Source organism: Neobacillus rhizosphaerae (genome assembly GCF_050477885.1).
GTDB lineage: Bacteria > Bacillota > Bacilli > Bacillales > Cytobacillaceae > Neobacillus > Neobacillus rhizosphaerae_A.
In genome coordinates this window covers 44,151-60,139 of the sequence record NZ_JBCNAC010000164.1, presented here as the reverse complement: position 1 = coordinate 60,139, position 15,989 = coordinate 44,151, and the positions used below count along the sequence as shown (strand labels likewise).

Sequence of the window (15,989 nt, the reverse complement as noted above, 5' to 3'; positions counted from 1 at the left end):
TTTTCTTGACGTAGTATCATATCTACACAAAAATCAAGGATATCTAGACAAATTTAGGTATTATCTACACAAAAATCAAGGATATCTACAAAATTGTGAATTTCTGCAAAAAGAATTTTGGAATTCTACACAAAATCAGAAGAATTCTACATAAAATCAATGGAATTCTACACAAATTAGTACTTATTCTACATAAATTGGAAGGAATTCTACAAATTTACGAGTTATTCTACAAATGTTGTAAAAAAATACCAATTTTAATAAAAAACTGCCCTAGATACCACCATAAAATGATTAAACCAGCACCGCACCATTCAACACAAACTTTTCAACAACCTTCGCTACGCCATCATTCATATTCGTATCAGTCACATAGTCCGCTTTTTCCTTGATATCATCAGGTGCGTTGCCCATTGCTACACCAAGCCCTGCAAACTCAATCATGGCCAGATCATTGTAGCTGTCACCCATGGCAATCACTTCTTCACGTGTGATACCGAGCTCACCAATCAAATGATTTAAACTTGTCCCTTTTGTAACACCTTCTTCCGTAAACTCTAAAAAGAAGGGCTTCGAGCGCATGACACTTAGCTTACCAGCAAACTGCTCTTGTAGCTTTTTCTCAACCACCGCAAGCTTTTCGGGCTCCTCAAGCATTAACACTTTAACCACAGGTTCTTTAACAGACTCTACAAAGCTATCCACCTCAAAAACCTCTAGGCTGGTAATCGCAGCTTCCACATCTGTATATTGATTTCCCGCTTCTGTCACAATATAGTCCCCAACATACGTGTGAATCCAAACATCTTCACTTCGACTTACTTCATATAAATAGTGGACCATTTCTGGTGAAAGGGTACTGCTGAAAAGCTCTTCACCCGTTTGGCAGTTTGTAATTTTTGCACCATTAAAAGATAGAATAAAACTACCAAAATCCTTTAAACGTAATTCTTCAGCAATATCAATCATTGCGGAAGTTGGACGCCCAGATGCTAATACAACCTTAACGCCAGCTTCCTGCGCATCCATTAACGCTTGCTTTGTGCGTGGGGAAATCGTGTGGTCGTCTTGTAATAATGTATCATCTAAATCTAGTACAATCATTTTATATGTCATTCTCGATGAATCCTTTCTATACTATATTTCCTTCATCATCTTACTATAAGTCTAGGAAAAAAACTCATAACAATTGTAGGAAAATCAAAAACGAGATGAGGTGAGCCTGCTTTTGTTAAGTTAAATTTACATTAATTAATGATATCTCAACATTCGTTTAATATCCCCTTAATAGTGTTGGGTTTTAATAGAGTAGTAGTAATTAACATACTTGGAGGGTAAAAATTATGAAAAAGAGATTAACAGTTGCACTAGCTCTAGGATTAATGATACCAGCAGTAACACCTGCGGCAGCAGCAGGTAAAGATATTTCCATTGATTCATTTAAATTCAATTCAATGAAGGCACCGGCTTCAATTGAAGACATGGTGAAAACATATACTAGTGCTTCAATGGACGTAACCTACAGCGACGGAAAAACAAAAAATTTCCCTCTAACGTACAAACAATTATTCCTTTCAGATGAAAAGATTGTAACAAACAAAGGTGAAAAAATTCCTGCGGGAACACCTATTGATGTGAACGGAAATCCAATCGTAGACAAGAGTGTCCCTGGTCAGGAATCCTATTATATTTCAGATGCGCCAGACTCGAATAGCTTAATGAATGTAGGCGGGAACCTATTCATGGTATCTCATTTTGAATATGATTCATTAGATAACGCCGGTAAATCAGCGTATGGTGTGGTTCCAGCATCCATGACACTAACCCACCTAAATCAAGATAAAAGGACTGGAGAATTATCTGTTAAGGATGCTAAAAAAATTGATTTTTCAAGCGTAAACGGTTTGTGGATTCCATGTAATGGCTCAACCTCACCATGGGGAACCCATTTAGGATCAGAGGAATATGAACCAAATGCCCGTCAATTCGAGGCAGAAATCGGAACAGATAAGGATTCTACGAATGTTAAAGGCTTTGCAAAGCTTTACTTTGGTGATGAATCAAAAGCAAATCCTTACAACTATGGTTTTATCCCAGAAGTAACAGTAAAACCTAATGGAGATACAAGTGTAGTCAAACACTATAGTGCTGGTCGTTTTTCTCATGAAATAATGACAGTGATGCCAGATAACAAAACCGCATTTTTCGGTGATGATGGGAACTACACAGTAACATTTATGTATGTTGCCGATAAAGAAAAAGACTTGTCTGCAGGAACTCTATACGCAGCCAAATTCGTTCAAACAAGTGCAGAAAACGGTGGATCTGGTGACCTTGAGTGGGTGAAGCTAGGACATGCTACAGATGACGAAGTTAGAGCGATTATTGACAAGGGAACAAAATTCAGTGATATCTTTGAAACAGCTAGCGAGCCAACTGAAGGCTTTACAGCCATCAAAACAGATTCAAGCGGTGGAAAAACTGAATATATTAAATTAAAGCCTGGTATGGAAAAAGCAGCAGCCTTCCTTGAATCTCGTCGTTATGCAGCTTTAAAGGGTGCGACTGCAGAGTTCCGTAAAATGGAAGGTATCACGGTTAATGCTAAAGATAAAAAAGTATATATGGCCATTTCGGAAATTGGTAAAGCCATGTTGGAAGATACAACTCAAGTGGACCCTGTAGATGATGTGCATTTGAATAAAATTAACGCAGGTGGAACATATGAACTTAATTTAACTGGTGGTTTAAAGGACAAGGATGGCAACGAAATTAATAGTGAATACGCAGCTTCTGACATGAAAGCAATGGTAGTAGGGGAAGATTTAGCTGCTGCTGATGCATATGGAAATAAAGCAAATCCTGACAAAATTTCCAAGCCTGATAACCTGAGCTATTCTGAAAAAATGAGAACATTATTTATCGGTGAAGATGGCGGGGAGCACACGAACAATTTCGTATGGGCTTATAATGTGGACACAAAGGAACTTTCTCGTGTGTTATCTGTTCCGGTGGGAGCTGAAGCTACAGGATTACGTGTCCTTGACAACTTCAATGGCTTCTCCTATGTATTGAGCAACTATCAGCACCCAGGTGACGAGCTCGAGAACTTCCAAGGTACAGCTGTGAATAAGGAAGAGCTAGAGAAGGCAATTGAAGCAGGAATTGGGATCGACAAAAAAGGTGGAGTAGGCTATATTGCTGGTCTACCACAGTTAAACGGGAAACATGTTGGCTGGAATTTAAAGGATGGAAAATGGTATTTCCACAATGAAAATGGTGATGTACAAACGGGTTGGGTGAAAGACCATGCGAAATGGTACTACCTCGAAGCAACTGGTGAAATGAAAACAGGTTGGGTAAAGACAGGGAACAAATGGTATTACCTCGCTCAATCCGGTGAAATGAAGACAGGTTGGGTTAAGACAGAAAACAAGTGGTACTTCCTTGCAGAAGACGGTGAAATGAAAACAGGCTGGGTAAAGACAGGAAACAAGTGGTACTATCTTGCAGAATCCGGTGAAATGAAAACAGGCTGGGTAAAGACAGGAAACAAGTGGTACTATCTTTCAGAATCTGGTGAAATGAAAACAGGCTGGGTTAAATCAGCAAACAAATGGTACTATCTAAACACAGATGGCAGTATGGCAGTTAATACTACTATTCACGGTTATAAAGTGAACCAACATGGTGAATGGGTACGATAAGTGCAATAAAAAGGTGGAATCGAATATATGGATTCCACTTTTTTTTATGCACTCAACAGAACGTTTGTTCTTGGTGGTGGTTTCTGATATACTAAAATAAAAAGGGGAGGGCTAATGATGAATAGGTGCGGTTGGGTAAATCAAGATCCATTATATATTGATTATCATGACCACGAATGGGGTGTTCCGGTTTATGATGATCAATTATTGTTTGAATACTTAAATCTCGAAGGGGCTCAAGCAGGGCTTAGTTGGTATACGATTTTAAAGAAGCGGGAGAATTATCGAAAAGCATTTGATCAATTTGATGCAGAAAAAATTATTCGTTACGACGATAAAAAAATTGAAGTGCTTTTACATAATGAAGGAATTGTTCGAAACAGGCTAAAAATCAAAGCTGTTATTACCAATGCACAAGCATATATGAAGGTAATCGAGGAATTCGGCTCCTTCCAGACATACATTTGGTCCTTTGTCGATGGGCAGCCCATTAAAAACCATTTCAAAGAATTATCAGAGGTCCCAGCAACAACCGAAATCAGCGATAAGTTAAGTAAGGACTTAAAAAAACGCGGATTTAAATTTGTGGGGTCGACAATTTGTTATGCGTTCATGCAAGCAACAGGAATGGTAAATGATCATATCGTTACATGTGATTGCTACAAAAAAGCCGTTCCGGTTACAAAATCCTAAAAAAAAGCGATGCTCTCTTAAGAAAGAGGCATCGCTTTTCTGTGTGTAAAATGAAATATTGAAAAATCTAACAATTACTTGGAGGGTTTCTCCACAAGGAAATCGGAAGCAGGAATCGGAATAATCTTCCCGCCAATTTGGACATGAACGGTATCGTTGAAAATGGCTTTTACAATCCCCTTTAAAGAGATTGTTGAATTAACAGAGATTTTTTTTGATTCAGATTGATTGGCCAAATTAATCAACACCTTCCGATAGTTGGTAAAATATATGAAAAAAAACGATAAATCGTGATAAAGATACTATAAATAATTCGAAAAAAAATGAAGAACTCCTGCCTTAGAAAATATTTTTTGAAAAAATTGCAAAGGAGTAGGTTATGTTACAATCCTTTTCATTATAAAAGGGGTGTGAAACAATGAAAAAGTTATAACATGAACCTTAGTTCAAGTATTGCACGTCAGTGAAAACCTGTCAACAAAAACATGAACTATGGTTCAATTTTATAAAAAGTGGTATGATAATCATGAGGTGATAAAATGTCTGAGCATGAAGACATTCAAGTTGGTGAGTTCCCATTTATTCCAAAACAGGAACGTGCCCAGCAAAAGAGAAATGCGTTGCTTGAAAGTGGACATGCATTGTTCATTTCAAAAGGGTATGAGCAAACAACGGCAAAAGAAATTGCCGCCCATGCAGGGGTAGCCACTGGGACTTTTTATCGTTATTTTTCAGATAAACGACAGCTGCTGTTGTCATTGTTAGAAGATAAATTAGATAGGATTCTTCCTCCTGAACCGAGCTTGGCTTCCTGCCATCCAGAAGAGTTATTAGCCACAACTTTGGAGGCGCATTATAAGCGGTTAAGTGAATTAGGGCTCAACCGGGTTCTGCCTGAACTGCTACTTAAAGACATTGAGCTTTCTGAGGTGATAGGAACCGCAAGGAGAAAGGTCCTTAACAGAATTCATTTAGGATTAAGTCAAGCTCAAGAAAAAGGATTAACATGGAAGGACTTAGACCTGGAAACAGTCTCTTGGGCCATCATGGTACTAGTGGAGAATGGATACGAAAAAGAGCGTCAAACAGGGAAAAAGGGAAATTATCAAAATATAGCTAAAGTCATTTGTAGGATGATTTTTCCACCTGATATTTTGGAACAGTTGCGAAATAATCATACGATGGATTAAAAAGGACTAATTAATTTGCAGAGAGGAAGTTATCCTTTACCAATTGGACAAGGTATTGATTTAAGAGAATTGAAGGCAATAAAGGTTGAATTAACTCGGTTCATGATGGCATATAAGTTTGTCTTATACGAAATGAACACAAAAATTAATATCTTAAAAGATGAGTTTAATTATATTCATGATTATAATCCAATAGAACATGTGAAATCACTATTAAAGTCACCTGAAAGTATATTAAAAAAAGTGTATCGAAAAGGTCATGAATTTACGCTCCAATCAATCAAAGATATCGCAGGAATTCGTATTACCTGTTCGTTTATTTCCGATATTTATGAGTTATATGCATTGATTGCTAATCAAAAAGATATACGGATAGTTGAAACAAAGGATAATATCAAAAATCCAAAGTCGAATGGTTAACAAAGTCTTCATCTTATACTTCCATAAAGAAATTTCTATAATAAAGCAGGCTGATGAGGAAGAAGAGAACCTCCTTCTGCTCGACAAAGGTAAATTAAATATTCCATTTTTAGAAACAATTTTGCAAAAAAGCAAATGCTAAACATTTATCCTATTGAAAGCGGTGACGAACATGAAGGTCAAATATTTTATGGTGAGAGATGTTATTTCAGTTAGACCGAATAGTTCCATTAAGGACGTAATGACAACGTTTGTTGAGAAGAAAATTGGTGGAGTTCCGATTGTGGACGAAAATGGCAAGCTCTTGGGTATTGTAACCGATGGGGATATTTTGCGCGCGATTAAGCCTATTGACCGTAGAATCCAGGATTACTTTAGTTTTATCACTTATATTGCAGAAGAAGATTTGGATGAGCGCTTGGATGAGATGGCTAAAGTGGATATCATTCGAATTGCAAAGACTAATGGAATAGTGTCCGTACATCCAAATGATGATATGAAAACCGTTGTTACACTTTTATCAAAGCACCATTTTAAGAAACTTCCTGTCATCGATGAAACGAACCATGTGGTCGGGGTAATCAGCCGAGGCGATGTAATTAGGAACATCCAGCAAACTATTGTCAAGAGCATGGAATAGATTTTTTCATAATAAAAGCCCATTACAATTTAACAATGTGATGGGCTTTTATTGGTTATGACCTAAGAGGTTCGTTTTTTTCGAATTCGCTAAACGTCACATCTATTTCTATGACTTCAGAACGGCTACCAATCCGTAGGGGCGGACCCCAAAAGCCATAGCCTGATGAGACGATGGTATGAAGTTGTTCTCTTTGGAGATAACCCCAGTCCACTTCAAACATTCTACGGGTAATCAAGTGGTTCGGGGCCATTTGCCCTCTATGAGTATGACCTGAAAGAAGTAGGTCCACCTGATTCTGTGCCGCTTGCTTTACCTCAGCAGGTTGATGGTCCATCATAATAATCGGTAGGGAATGGTCAATATCAGAAAGTAAGTTGTCAATCGGCATTCTGTGGCTATCTGTTTTATCCTTCCTACCTACCAAATAAAAACTATCGGAAATCTTGACGACCTCATCCATTAAGATAGTAATCCCGTTTTGTTTCATTTCCTGCAGGTACTTTGGTATCCCGCCTCCATAATATTCATGATTACCTAGAACGCCATAAATACCTAGTGGTGCTGATAACCCGCTCATGATTTTTCCCATGTTCTTCTTGATAAATGGCTCAGGATCATCATCAATAATGTCACCTGGCAACAAAATAATATCAGGCTTAAGGGCATTCACTTCCCGAACGAGCCGGCGTGCATGGGCTGGCCCCGAAAGTCTGCCAAAGTGCATATCAGAAGCCATGGCAATTTTTAGTTGAGACCGAGATTGGCCATTTTTTGGGATTTCAATGGAGAATTTCCGTACAACAGGGCTATAGGCATTAAACGTACCAACAATGAATAGAACAATAAAGGCAGTAAGTACAATCCCGCCTAACCAAATGACCACCGTTGTCTTAGGCAGTCCGAAAAATATTAATGCCAATGCAATCAGGTTTGCAATGGGGAGGAAGAAAATAGCATACTGGAGAACTCCAAACCAATACGATCCAATCACTTTAAATACCGGCAAGCTTTTTAGGAAATGACCAATAATGTAGGAAAAAGAAATTAGTGCAATCAGGATCCCATAGGTCCATTTTGTCTCAAGTCCAAAGGACGTATGAAGCCACAACCAGCCGTTCCAGCCAATGTAGAAGGTTAAAGCAGAATAAACAATAATCATAAGCAGGAAATTTATAAAATAGCGTGGTTTCATATAACAACTCCTTCAATAGTTGAAAAACCCCAAAAACATGAATAGTAGTTCAAGTATTGCATGGAAAGAAAACACTGTCAACAAAACAACACTGTGGCATTCATTCTATAACTTTTAGTTATGAATGTATAAGTTTTATGTATTTCCTATTTTTGATTCTACCCTATATTCTATTCTTATAGAAACCAAAACAGGAGGGAATGAATACCTTGAACATTCAATTAATCAGACATGCAACAATAAAACTTCAAGTTAACGGGCAGACGATACTAGTTGATCCAATATTTAGTTTAAAGAGTACACTTGCACCGGTTGCAAATGCAGCCAATGAATTTAAAAATCCTTTAGTTGACTTGCCGATTCCGGTAGAAGAATTGTTAAGTGAAATAAACGCAATAATCATTACCCATTCACACCGGGACCATTTAGATGATCGAGCAATCGAATTACTGCCGAAAGACCTCCCCGTTTTTTGCCAGCCAGAGGACGAAGAAAAATTGATTAGTCTAGGATTTAAAGATGTGAGGAGCGTAAAGCACGAAACAGTATGGAGAGGAATTCAATTCAAAAGAACCGGTGGACAACATGGGACGGGTGAACTAGGGAAACTTATGGGCCCAGTGTCAGGGTTTGTTTTACAGGCGGTAGATGAGCCTGTGATCTACGTGGCAGGGGATACCATCTGGTGTTCGGAAGTAGAGGAAGCAATTTCAAATTATTCGCCTGGAGTTATTGTACTAAATGGAGGGGAAGCACAATACTTAACGGGGGACCCTATAACAATGGGGGTAAAGGATATCGAAAAGGTTCATAGGGTAAGCCCTTCTTCAAAAATAGTAGTGGTCCACATGGAATCATGGAATCATTGTTTGTTAACGCGAAGAGAACTAAAAGAATCGATTACAACCCATCAGCTTTCAAATGTATTTGTTCCGAATGATGGAATGTCTCTAGTATTTTAATCTGGATTTTAAAAATAGCTTGGCTGATGCCAAGCTATTTCTATTCGATGCCGAAAAAGTTTTTAATTTCCTTAATTTGCTCAATATGTCGCTGGTCATGTAAATATATAAGGTCAATCCATTGATTTAAGGGTAATTCACCAAAGATTGGATGCTTTGCAGATTTTTCATACAAAATAGACTTGTCCTCTACCCTGTCGAGAACAGCGAGTAAGTAGGTTCTCGAATCATTTAATAGCTCAGTGACATGCACTAATTCGAATGGTTCTAAAGCTGGCTTTACGATTTCTGGAGCATCTACTTTAATGCTCCGGTCTAATAGAACCTGGATATTTTTTTGTTTTACGTGATTAGTAGGTGGTTGCTTTAGAGCATATTCAATGGCACGCGCAAATAATTTCTCCGTAATAGCAAGATGATGACAAACTTGGGCGATACTCCATTTGTTAGGTTCAGAACGGTTGTTCAATTCTTTGAAACCGAGTAAACTAATTTCGTTCAACAGGGTAGTTCTTGTTTCTAATAGAAGGTGTTCTTGGGTCATGAAATTTTCCCCCCAGCAAAAATGAAATACTCAACTATATATTATTACATGTTTTTATGACCTAGTACTAAATGAAAGAAAAAAAAGAATTTTGATTGGAACTATTCAAGAAACAGCCTTCTTATCTTCACTCGATGCAACTTTTTCTCGCTTGTTTGTACACATCTTTCATTTGCTGCATATGGTGTTCATCATGTTCAACCATACCTGTCAAATATTTTTCAAGGGTATAGGTATGCTCTCCAATTGTAAAAGCGGTTTGGAGATCCACTTTTGCTATTTCCTCTAGAAGGATTTTCCGATTGTTAACAAATTGATCAATCAAGTCGTTTTTACTAATACCAGAATGAGCAAAGTTTTGAGCATCATTGTTAATTGCTTGGACATCGACTTGGCCAGATGGAAGGGTATCACCAGCTAACATCATTGGTAATCGAGAATTTTGTATGTATTGATCCCAAAGGTAAAGATGGGCAACGATGGCAGCTGATGACCATTTTCCCTCACTAATTGGTGAGAAGAAAATGCGATCTCCATCCACTTGCTTTATTTCCTCTAAAAATGGAATGATGGTGCCGAATTGTAAGACAACATTCATAGTAAAACCTCCCAAAATTTATTTTTACTTTAATCCTAGAATACCAGTTTTTATGTGTAGTAGGTAATGTTCTTAAATCATACGGTAATAACGATTAGTTATGGGTTTATTACTTTTAAGTATTATCTTTGCTAAACGAAATCTTGTTAGTATGAAGATAGAAGTTTAAATAAAATACGTGGACATCTATCATATTGTATTGGGGGTAAAGGAAATGGAAATAAAAAAATTATCATGGGCGACTATATTAATAAAAACCAATGAAACATCTGTCCTAGTGGATCCATTAGGGGGGCCGATAAAGGGACAGGATAAACCATTAGCTGCTAAAATTGGTGATCCTATGGAACCACTAGTTTCATTGGAATCGATAGAGCAACCAGACGTAATTTTGGTAACTCATGTTCATCCAGACCATTTTGATCATCAATCTGTCCTTCAACAGTTTGGTGAGAATGTAAAAATCTTTGTTCCAATGGATTCCAGTGATTTTGTAAAGAAGCTTGGTTTTCGTAATGTGGTGGGGGCCAATCCGAATGATGAATTCGAATATAAGGATGTAAAGATGATTGCTTCCTATTCAGTTGATGGTTTTGGTTCCCCTCAGGTCTCTTGGATCATTAAGGATCAACAGCATACAGTATTACATTGCGGTGACACCCAATGGCATGGATATTGGTGGAGAATGGAGAATCAATATGGGCCCATTCATGCAGCCTGTCTTCCAGTCAATGGTCCAATCTTACAAGTAGTGGGTTTAAAGGAACAAAGTCAATTACCAGCCTGCTTAACACCGGAAGAGGCAGTTGAAGCTACAAAAATATTAGGTGCAAAGCTAATTCCTATTCATTTCTCCACCTTTAACAATCCGCCATATTACAGTGAAACTGAAAATATAGAAGAAAGATTAATAAAGCAGGCCAATCTGCGCGGTGTGGAAGTAACATTCCTTAAAACAAATGAACAGATTATTATGTAGATATTGTCTCAATTGACCTCATTAAAAGGGGTCTTTTTTAGTGTGATTTTTATTAACATATGTCCCTTTTTAATGTAATCTGAAGGTAAGGGAAAATTTGGATGAATACCTAAATCATTAAGAGGATTTGATGTCCATGTTAAAACTAATTCAGTTAAAATATTTTGTTTCCACGGTAGAAGCTGGCAGTGTGACGACAGCGGCAAGGAATCTATTTATCTCACAACCTGCATTATCAAAACAGTTAACACAGTTAGAAAATGAGTTAAATTGTGAATTGTTTTTAAGGAAAACAACGGGTGTCGAGTTAACGGAGGCAGGTAAACATTTTTACGAAAGATCGATTGATTTATTAAAAGCAGCCGATGAGCTTTCAGCTGAAATGAACCAATTTGCCAAAAAACAAACCATTAGGATTGGGGCACTACCAAGCATTGGCACACATTTTCTTCCTGCCGTGGTGAACAGGTTAAGAGAGGAATATAAAATCGAGGTTTTAATTAAGGATACAACTGAAGAATTGGTGCGGTTAGTCGAAAACAATCAAGCTGATTTTGTTTTTGCTCAAGATGTGGTCAGTAATCGGAATTTTGTAATGGAGAATATATGTTGGGAGCCATATGATGCGATCCTCCCATCATCAGTAAATGGAAATGATCAATCGGCACTTTCTATTGCAGAATTTGTTGGAAACCAACTTATTATTCATAAGCATCCATGCGACATTCGCTCATTTTTTGAGAATTATTGTAAAAAGAATAAGATTGAATTTGAACTGGGGATCGAATTAGAAACAAATGAATCCATCGTTGCCTTTGTTTCAAGCGGGTTAGGAGCTTCCATCATGCCAAGAATGGTTTCACGGAATGTAAAAACCCAGGCCACTTTAATTAAGAAATTTGCAGATGAGCAAATTGGAAGAAGTATTGATCTTTTATATAAACCATCTTTAAAAAAGCTCGCAAAAAAAATCATTGCTTTTTCAAAAGAAAATATAACTGAAAGTTAAAAGGTACACGATATTCGATCACGTGTGCCTTTTTTCTCCTATTTTTATCCTATAGTAATTTTTTTTACCTCTAGAGTGGATTTATGGAAGAAATGAGGACACAAAATCACAACAATCCTCGAATACACTATGGGGAGAAAGTTACATCATAAGAGGGAAATAGGAGAAGGGTATTATGACTAAAGAATTATTTGTTAATGGTGAACTGACATTAATCAGAACAGAAACTCATGGTAAAAGAAAGAAAACAAAAAGTGATGCACCAATTTTTACTTCAAGGATGGAAAAGAGGGACTACTATAAATCTTTAAATTACTTTGACATCCGAAATGTAATAGATGTAAAAGGACTCCTTCATGATATTCATACAAATTTACATACATATGTTTCAAAAGTGAGCGAATGGGTTCAAAACAGTCCTGTAAAAAAACTTGTAGTAACTGGTATTTTTACCATTATGCTCGGGATTTTTTCAAATACTGCAAATGCAGCATTTATACAGGAATATACTTATCAGGTTAAAAATGGTGAAAAAATTGAGGAGATTGCTGCTGCACATGGAGTAACAGCTCAAGAAATATTAGAGGCCAATGGGCTGTCTTCAATTGAAGATAAAAAAATTTTATTACCCAAAGTTCAAAATCAAACAGTTACCGCGACCAAACTAAATATTCGATCACAACCTAGCACTGGAAGTAGCATTACTGGTCAATATCAAAAAGGCGATGTTGTTAAAGTTTCATTCATTGATAATGGATGGGCGGCTATTCTTATTGAAGGAAGAGTTTGTTTTTTGAGTGCTGAGTATCTTACAATCAGCGCACCAACTGGAGACCAAAATAGTACAACCACTAATCCTCAAACAAATACAACCATGTATGTAACTGCTTCATCACTGAGAGTCAGACAAGCAGCTTCTACAAATAGTGCGGTATTAGGTTCATTAAAACAAAACGACAGTGTATCTGTAATATCTATTGTTAGTGGTTGGGCAAAGATTAATTTCAATGGAAAAGTGGCGTTTGTTAGTGAAGCCTATTTAACTGGTAAGGAACAATCAAATACAAAAACAAGTACAACTGTGTATGTGATTAAAGCCGGAGATACTTTTACAAAAATTAGTAAGGTGTTAGGAGTCTCTATTTCATCAATCCAGGAACTAAATCCAACAGTAGATCCATCAAAGTTGAAAATTGGACAAGAAATCAAAATTCCTATCACAACTTCATCTTCTAATTCTAATCAATTAATAGTAACAGCTCATATAGGGGGGATAGACCCCCAGGGTACTTTTCGTTTTATCACATCAGATGGAAAAACGTATGTAGCCAAAGCAACAGGCAACATGATAAATGAATTATTTCATCAACAAGGAAAAACAATAACATTAACACTTGAAGGAAATAGAGGACAAATATTGACGTTACTATCTCTTCAATAAAGCATACCAATGAATTTAGCCTCCAAAACATTGGAGGCTTTTTTTTATAAAAATCTAATAAAATTTTCTTTTTTGTTGACAATATAGGGTAGGGGGGTATAGTATAATATTATAAGATAAATTACCAAAACAAGGAATTAAAAATCATAAGTTGATTGAATAGATGGGAGGAAGGAAAGTGAGCGATTTAATAAAAGAAGCACAACTACCGATAACCGGGATGACCTGTGCTGCATGTGCCATTCGGATTGAAAAGGGTTTAAATAAACTTGAAGGGGTAGACACAGCGAATGTGAACTTAGCCCTTGAAAAGGCATCCATAAAATATGATCCAGCTGTAACAAATGTGAATGACTTTATAAAGAAAGTGAATGATCTCGGTTATGGTGTTTTATCAGAAAAAGTGGAATTCGATTTAATTGGAATGACTTGTGCAGCGTGTGCAACAAGAATTGAGAAGGGGTTAAATAAACTTGAGGGAGTCAACAAAGCAACTGTTAATTTAGCTATTGAAACAGCTAGTGTTGAGTTTAACCCATCCCAAATCAGTATCCAAGAAATAATAACAGGCGTCGAGAAAATTGGTTACGAGGCAAAGGTGAAGCAAGAAAAATCGGCTGATACGGTTAACCATCGTGAAAAAGAAATAGAAAAACAAAAAGGGAAGTTTCTTTTTTCACTCATCCTTGCTTTTCCGTTATTATGGGCGATGGTCGATCACTTTGAGTTTACATCCTTTATATATCTTCCTGATATGTTGATGAATCCGTGGGTTCAATTGGCACTCGCAACACCAGTTCAGTTCATTGTTGGTAGGCAGTTTTATGTTGGAGCATACAAGGCTCTTCGAAATGGCAGTGCAAACATGGATGTGCTGGTTGCGCTTGGTACATCCGCTGCTTATTTTTACAGTCTCTATATCATTATTTCTGCTATTGGTTCCGGCCAGATGATGTTTGAATTGTACTTTGAAACAAGTGCAGTATTAATAACCCTCATTCTTTTAGGAAAATTGTTTGAGGCACGTGCGAAGGGACGTTCCTCGGAAGCCATCAAGAAATTAATGGGGCTGCAAGCAAAGAAGGCAATCGTCGTAAGAGATGGACTGGAAATAGAGGTTGCTTTGGAGGAAGTAGTGGTAGGTGACCTGATTCTTGTGAAACCGGGTGAAAAAGTGCCAGTTGATGGTGTCATTACCGAAGGGCGATCCGCACTCGACGAATCCATGCTCACTGGCGAAAGTGTACCAGTGGATAAAACCATTGGAGATTCAGTTATTGGTGCTACACTTAATAAAAATGGCTTCTTACAAATAAAGGCTACTAAGGTTGGCAGAGACACCGCACTGGCTCAAATTATTAAAGTGGTCGAGGAGGCCCAAGGTTCGAAGGCTCCGATTCAACGTTTAGCCGACCAAATTTCCGGAATCTTTGTGCCAATTGTTGTTGGTATTGCCTTAATAACCTTTTTGGTATGGTTCTTCTGGGTAAGCCCAGGAAACTTTGCCGAAGCCTTAGAAAAAATGATAGCCGTTCTCGTTATTGCTTGTCCGTGTGCATTAGGGCTCGCGACACCAACCTCCATTATGGCAGGCTCTGGCCGTGCTGCAGAAGCAGGAATTTTATTTAAGGGTGGAGAGCATCTGGAAAGAACCCATCGGATTACAACGGTTGTTTTAGATAAGACAGGGACAGTAACAAATGGAAAACCAGAACTAACAGATGTCATTATTACAGCCAATTTCGAAGAAAAGACATTTTTACAATTAGTAGGTACTGCTGAGAAACAATCTGAGCATCCATTAGCGGAGGCAATTGTAAATGGAATAAAAAATAAAGGAATTGATTTAAATGAAGTCGAGGAATTCGAAGCAATTCCTGGATACGGAATAAGAGCAAGAGTCGATGGCAAGGAGTTATTAATTGGTACCCGCAAGTTGATGAACAAATACTCTATCGCCTTCCAATCAGCAGAGAAAAAGATGGAAACTCTCGAAGAAAACGGAAAAACAAGCATGATTGTGGCGATCAATGGGGAATTTGCTGGGATGGTAGCTGTTGCCGATACGGTAAAAGAATCCTCAAAAGCCGCGATAAGCAAATTAAAGGATATGGGTCTCGAAGTTATTATGATGACTGGTGATAATGTCCGAACTGCAAAAGCCATCGCGGATGAAGTAGGTGTTGATGCAGTGGTAGCAGAAGTATTACCAGAAGGAAAAGCTGCTGAAGTGAAAAAACTCCAGATGCAAGGAAAACGTGTGGCGATGGTGGGTGATGGAATCAATGACGCACCTGCACTGGCAATTGCTGATATTGGCATGGCGATTGGAACCGGGACAGATGTGGCCATGGAGGCAGCAGATATTACCTTAATGAGAGGCGATTTAAATAGTATTGCAGATGCAATCGACATGAGTAAGAAGACAATACGAAATATTAAACAAAATCTATTTTGGGCGTTTGGTTACAACACGCTGGGAATCCCAGTAGCCGCTATTGGATTCTTAGCACCATGGCTGGCTGGTGCAGCGATGGCTTTTAGCTCCGTGTCCGTTGTATTAAATGCACTAAGATTGCAACGAGTTCGAATAAATAATCAGGAATAGGAG

Annotated in this window: 14 protein-coding genes and 1 pseudogene; 10 read left to right on the top strand and 5 right to left on the bottom strand. The window is 37.7% G+C overall.

What is annotated here, in order from left to right:
* Positions 1–294: 294 nt before the first annotated feature.
* Entirely contained in the window at positions 295–1,116 is an 822-nt protein-coding gene (locus ABES03_RS22370; protein ID WP_430120843.1) for a Cof-type HAD-IIB family hydrolase, read from the bottom strand.
* A gap of 227 nt (positions 1,117–1,343) precedes the next feature.
* Here ABES03_RS22370 and ABES03_RS22365 point away from each other — a divergent pair, with 227 nt between their 5' ends.
* Both ABES03_RS22365 and ABES03_RS22360 read left to right on the top strand, forming a co-directional pair.
* Positions 1,344–3,707: an alkaline phosphatase PhoX gene (locus ABES03_RS22365; RefSeq protein WP_430120841.1), complete on the top strand. Its 2,364-nt coding sequence runs from the start codon at positions 1,344–1,346 to the stop codon at positions 3,705–3,707.
* Between the two features lie 117 nt (positions 3,708–3,824).
* Positions 3,825–4,400, top strand: coding sequence for a DNA-3-methyladenine glycosylase I (locus ABES03_RS22360; protein ID WP_430120849.1), 576 nt, complete (start codon positions 3,825–3,827; stop codon positions 4,398–4,400).
* A gap of 74 nt (positions 4,401–4,474) precedes the next feature.
* On the opposite strand, the gene ABES03_RS22355 is transcribed toward ABES03_RS22360, so the two are convergent.
* Positions 4,475–4,636, bottom strand: a complete 162-nt coding sequence (locus tag ABES03_RS22355) for a hypothetical protein (RefSeq protein WP_307288219.1) — start codon at positions 4,634–4,636, stop codon at positions 4,475–4,477.
* Positions 4,637–4,939: 303 nt separating this feature from the next.
* On the opposite strand from ABES03_RS22355, the gene ABES03_RS22350 reads away from it, so the two are divergent.
* The 3 genes and pseudogenes from ABES03_RS22350 (at position 4,940) to ABES03_RS22340 (ending at position 6,650) form a co-directional block, all read left to right on the top strand.
* Positions 4,940–5,590, top strand: coding sequence for a TetR/AcrR family transcriptional regulator (locus ABES03_RS22350; RefSeq protein ID WP_430120839.1), 651 nt, complete (start codon positions 4,940–4,942; stop codon positions 5,588–5,590).
* A 102-nt stretch (positions 5,591–5,692) separates the two neighbouring features.
* A pseudogene (locus ABES03_RS22345) lies at positions 5,693–6,007 on the top strand (GTP pyrophosphokinase); the annotation flags it as partial.
* A 175-nt stretch (positions 6,008–6,182) separates the two neighbouring features.
* Positions 6,183–6,650, top strand: coding sequence for a CBS domain-containing protein (locus ABES03_RS22340; RefSeq protein WP_430120837.1), 468 nt, complete (start codon positions 6,183–6,185; stop codon positions 6,648–6,650).
* 55 nt (positions 6,651–6,705) lie between these two features.
* Here ABES03_RS22340 and ABES03_RS22335 read toward each other — a convergent pair whose 3' ends face one another.
* Entirely contained in the window at positions 6,706–7,845 is a 1,140-nt protein-coding gene (locus ABES03_RS22335; protein WP_430120835.1) for a metallophosphoesterase, read from the bottom strand.
* Positions 7,846–8,045: 200 nt separating this feature from the next.
* Here ABES03_RS22335 and ABES03_RS22330 point away from each other — a divergent pair, with 200 nt between their 5' ends.
* Positions 8,046–8,807, top strand: coding sequence for an MBL fold metallo-hydrolase (locus ABES03_RS22330; RefSeq protein ID WP_430120833.1), 762 nt, complete (start codon positions 8,046–8,048; stop codon positions 8,805–8,807).
* A 40-nt stretch (positions 8,808–8,847) separates the two neighbouring features.
* Here the strand turns inward: ABES03_RS22330 and ABES03_RS22325 are convergent, their stop codons facing one another.
* Together ABES03_RS22325 and ABES03_RS22320 are read right to left on the bottom strand one after the other, a co-directional pair.
* Positions 8,848–9,351 carry a DinB family protein gene (locus tag ABES03_RS22325; protein WP_430120831.1) on the bottom strand — a complete coding sequence of 168 codons (504 nt, stop codon included), beginning with the start codon at positions 9,349–9,351 and terminating at the stop codon, positions 8,848–8,850.
* Positions 9,352–9,478: 127 nt separating this feature from the next.
* Positions 9,479–9,949, bottom strand: coding sequence for a DinB family protein (locus ABES03_RS22320; protein ID WP_430120829.1), 471 nt, complete (start codon positions 9,947–9,949; stop codon positions 9,479–9,481).
* A gap of 214 nt (positions 9,950–10,163) precedes the next feature.
* On the opposite strand from ABES03_RS22320, the gene ABES03_RS22315 reads away from it, so the two are divergent.
* The 4 genes from ABES03_RS22315 (at position 10,164) to ABES03_RS22300 (ending at position 15,986) form a co-directional block, all read left to right on the top strand.
* Positions 10,164–10,928, top strand: coding sequence for an MBL fold metallo-hydrolase (locus tag ABES03_RS22315; protein ID WP_430120827.1), 765 nt, complete (start codon positions 10,164–10,166; stop codon positions 10,926–10,928).
* A gap of 136 nt (positions 10,929–11,064) precedes the next feature.
* Positions 11,065–11,937 carry a LysR family transcriptional regulator gene (locus tag ABES03_RS22310; protein ID WP_430120825.1) on the top strand — a complete coding sequence of 291 codons (873 nt, stop codon included), beginning with the start codon at positions 11,065–11,067 and terminating at the stop codon, positions 11,935–11,937.
* A 175-nt stretch (positions 11,938–12,112) separates the two neighbouring features.
* The gene (locus ABES03_RS22305) at positions 12,113–13,378 is read left to right on the top strand and encodes an SH3 domain-containing protein (RefSeq protein ID WP_430120823.1); all 1,266 of its coding nucleotides are present in this window, start codon (positions 12,113–12,115) and stop codon (positions 13,376–13,378) included.
* 220 nt (positions 13,379–13,598) lie between these two features.
* Complete coding sequence (locus tag ABES03_RS22300) at positions 13,599–15,986, top strand: heavy metal translocating P-type ATPase (RefSeq protein ID WP_430120847.1); 2,388 nt, start codon at positions 13,599–13,601, stop codon at positions 15,984–15,986.
* Positions 15,987–15,989 lie beyond the last annotated feature (3 nt).

Coding starts and splice junctions, on each gene's coding strand:
- ABES03_RS22370 (WP_430120843.1), bottom strand. CDS start 1,116: ATGACATATAAAATGATTGTACTAGATTTAGATGATACATTATTACAA.
- ABES03_RS22365 (WP_430120841.1), top strand. CDS start 1,344: ATGAAAAAGAGATTAACAGTTGCACTAGCTCTAGGATTAATGATACCA.
- ABES03_RS22360 (WP_430120849.1), top strand. CDS start 3,825: ATGAATAGGTGCGGTTGGGTAAATCAAGATCCATTATATATTGATTAT.
- ABES03_RS22350 (WP_430120839.1), top strand. CDS start 4,940: ATGTCTGAGCATGAAGACATTCAAGTTGGTGAGTTCCCATTTATTCCA.
- ABES03_RS22340 (WP_430120837.1), top strand. CDS start 6,183: ATGAAGGTCAAATATTTTATGGTGAGAGATGTTATTTCAGTTAGACCG.
- ABES03_RS22335 (WP_430120835.1), bottom strand. CDS start 7,845: ATGAAACCACGCTATTTTATAAATTTCCTGCTTATGATTATTGTTTAT.
- ABES03_RS22330 (WP_430120833.1), top strand. CDS start 8,046: ATGAATACCTTGAACATTCAATTAATCAGACATGCAACAATAAAACTT.
- ABES03_RS22325 (WP_430120831.1), bottom strand. CDS start 9,351: ATGACCCAAGAACACCTTCTATTAGAAACAAGAACTACCCTGTTGAAC.
- ABES03_RS22320 (WP_430120829.1), bottom strand. CDS start 9,949: ATGAATGTTGTCTTACAATTCGGCACCATCATTCCATTTTTAGAGGAA.
- ABES03_RS22315 (WP_430120827.1), top strand. CDS start 10,164: ATGGAAATAAAAAAATTATCATGGGCGACTATATTAATAAAAACCAAT.
- ABES03_RS22310 (WP_430120825.1), top strand. CDS start 11,065: ATGTTAAAACTAATTCAGTTAAAATATTTTGTTTCCACGGTAGAAGCT.
- ABES03_RS22305 (WP_430120823.1), top strand. CDS start 12,113: ATGACTAAAGAATTATTTGTTAATGGTGAACTGACATTAATCAGAACA.
- ABES03_RS22300 (WP_430120847.1), top strand. CDS start 13,599: ATGACCTGTGCTGCATGTGCCATTCGGATTGAAAAGGGTTTAAATAAA.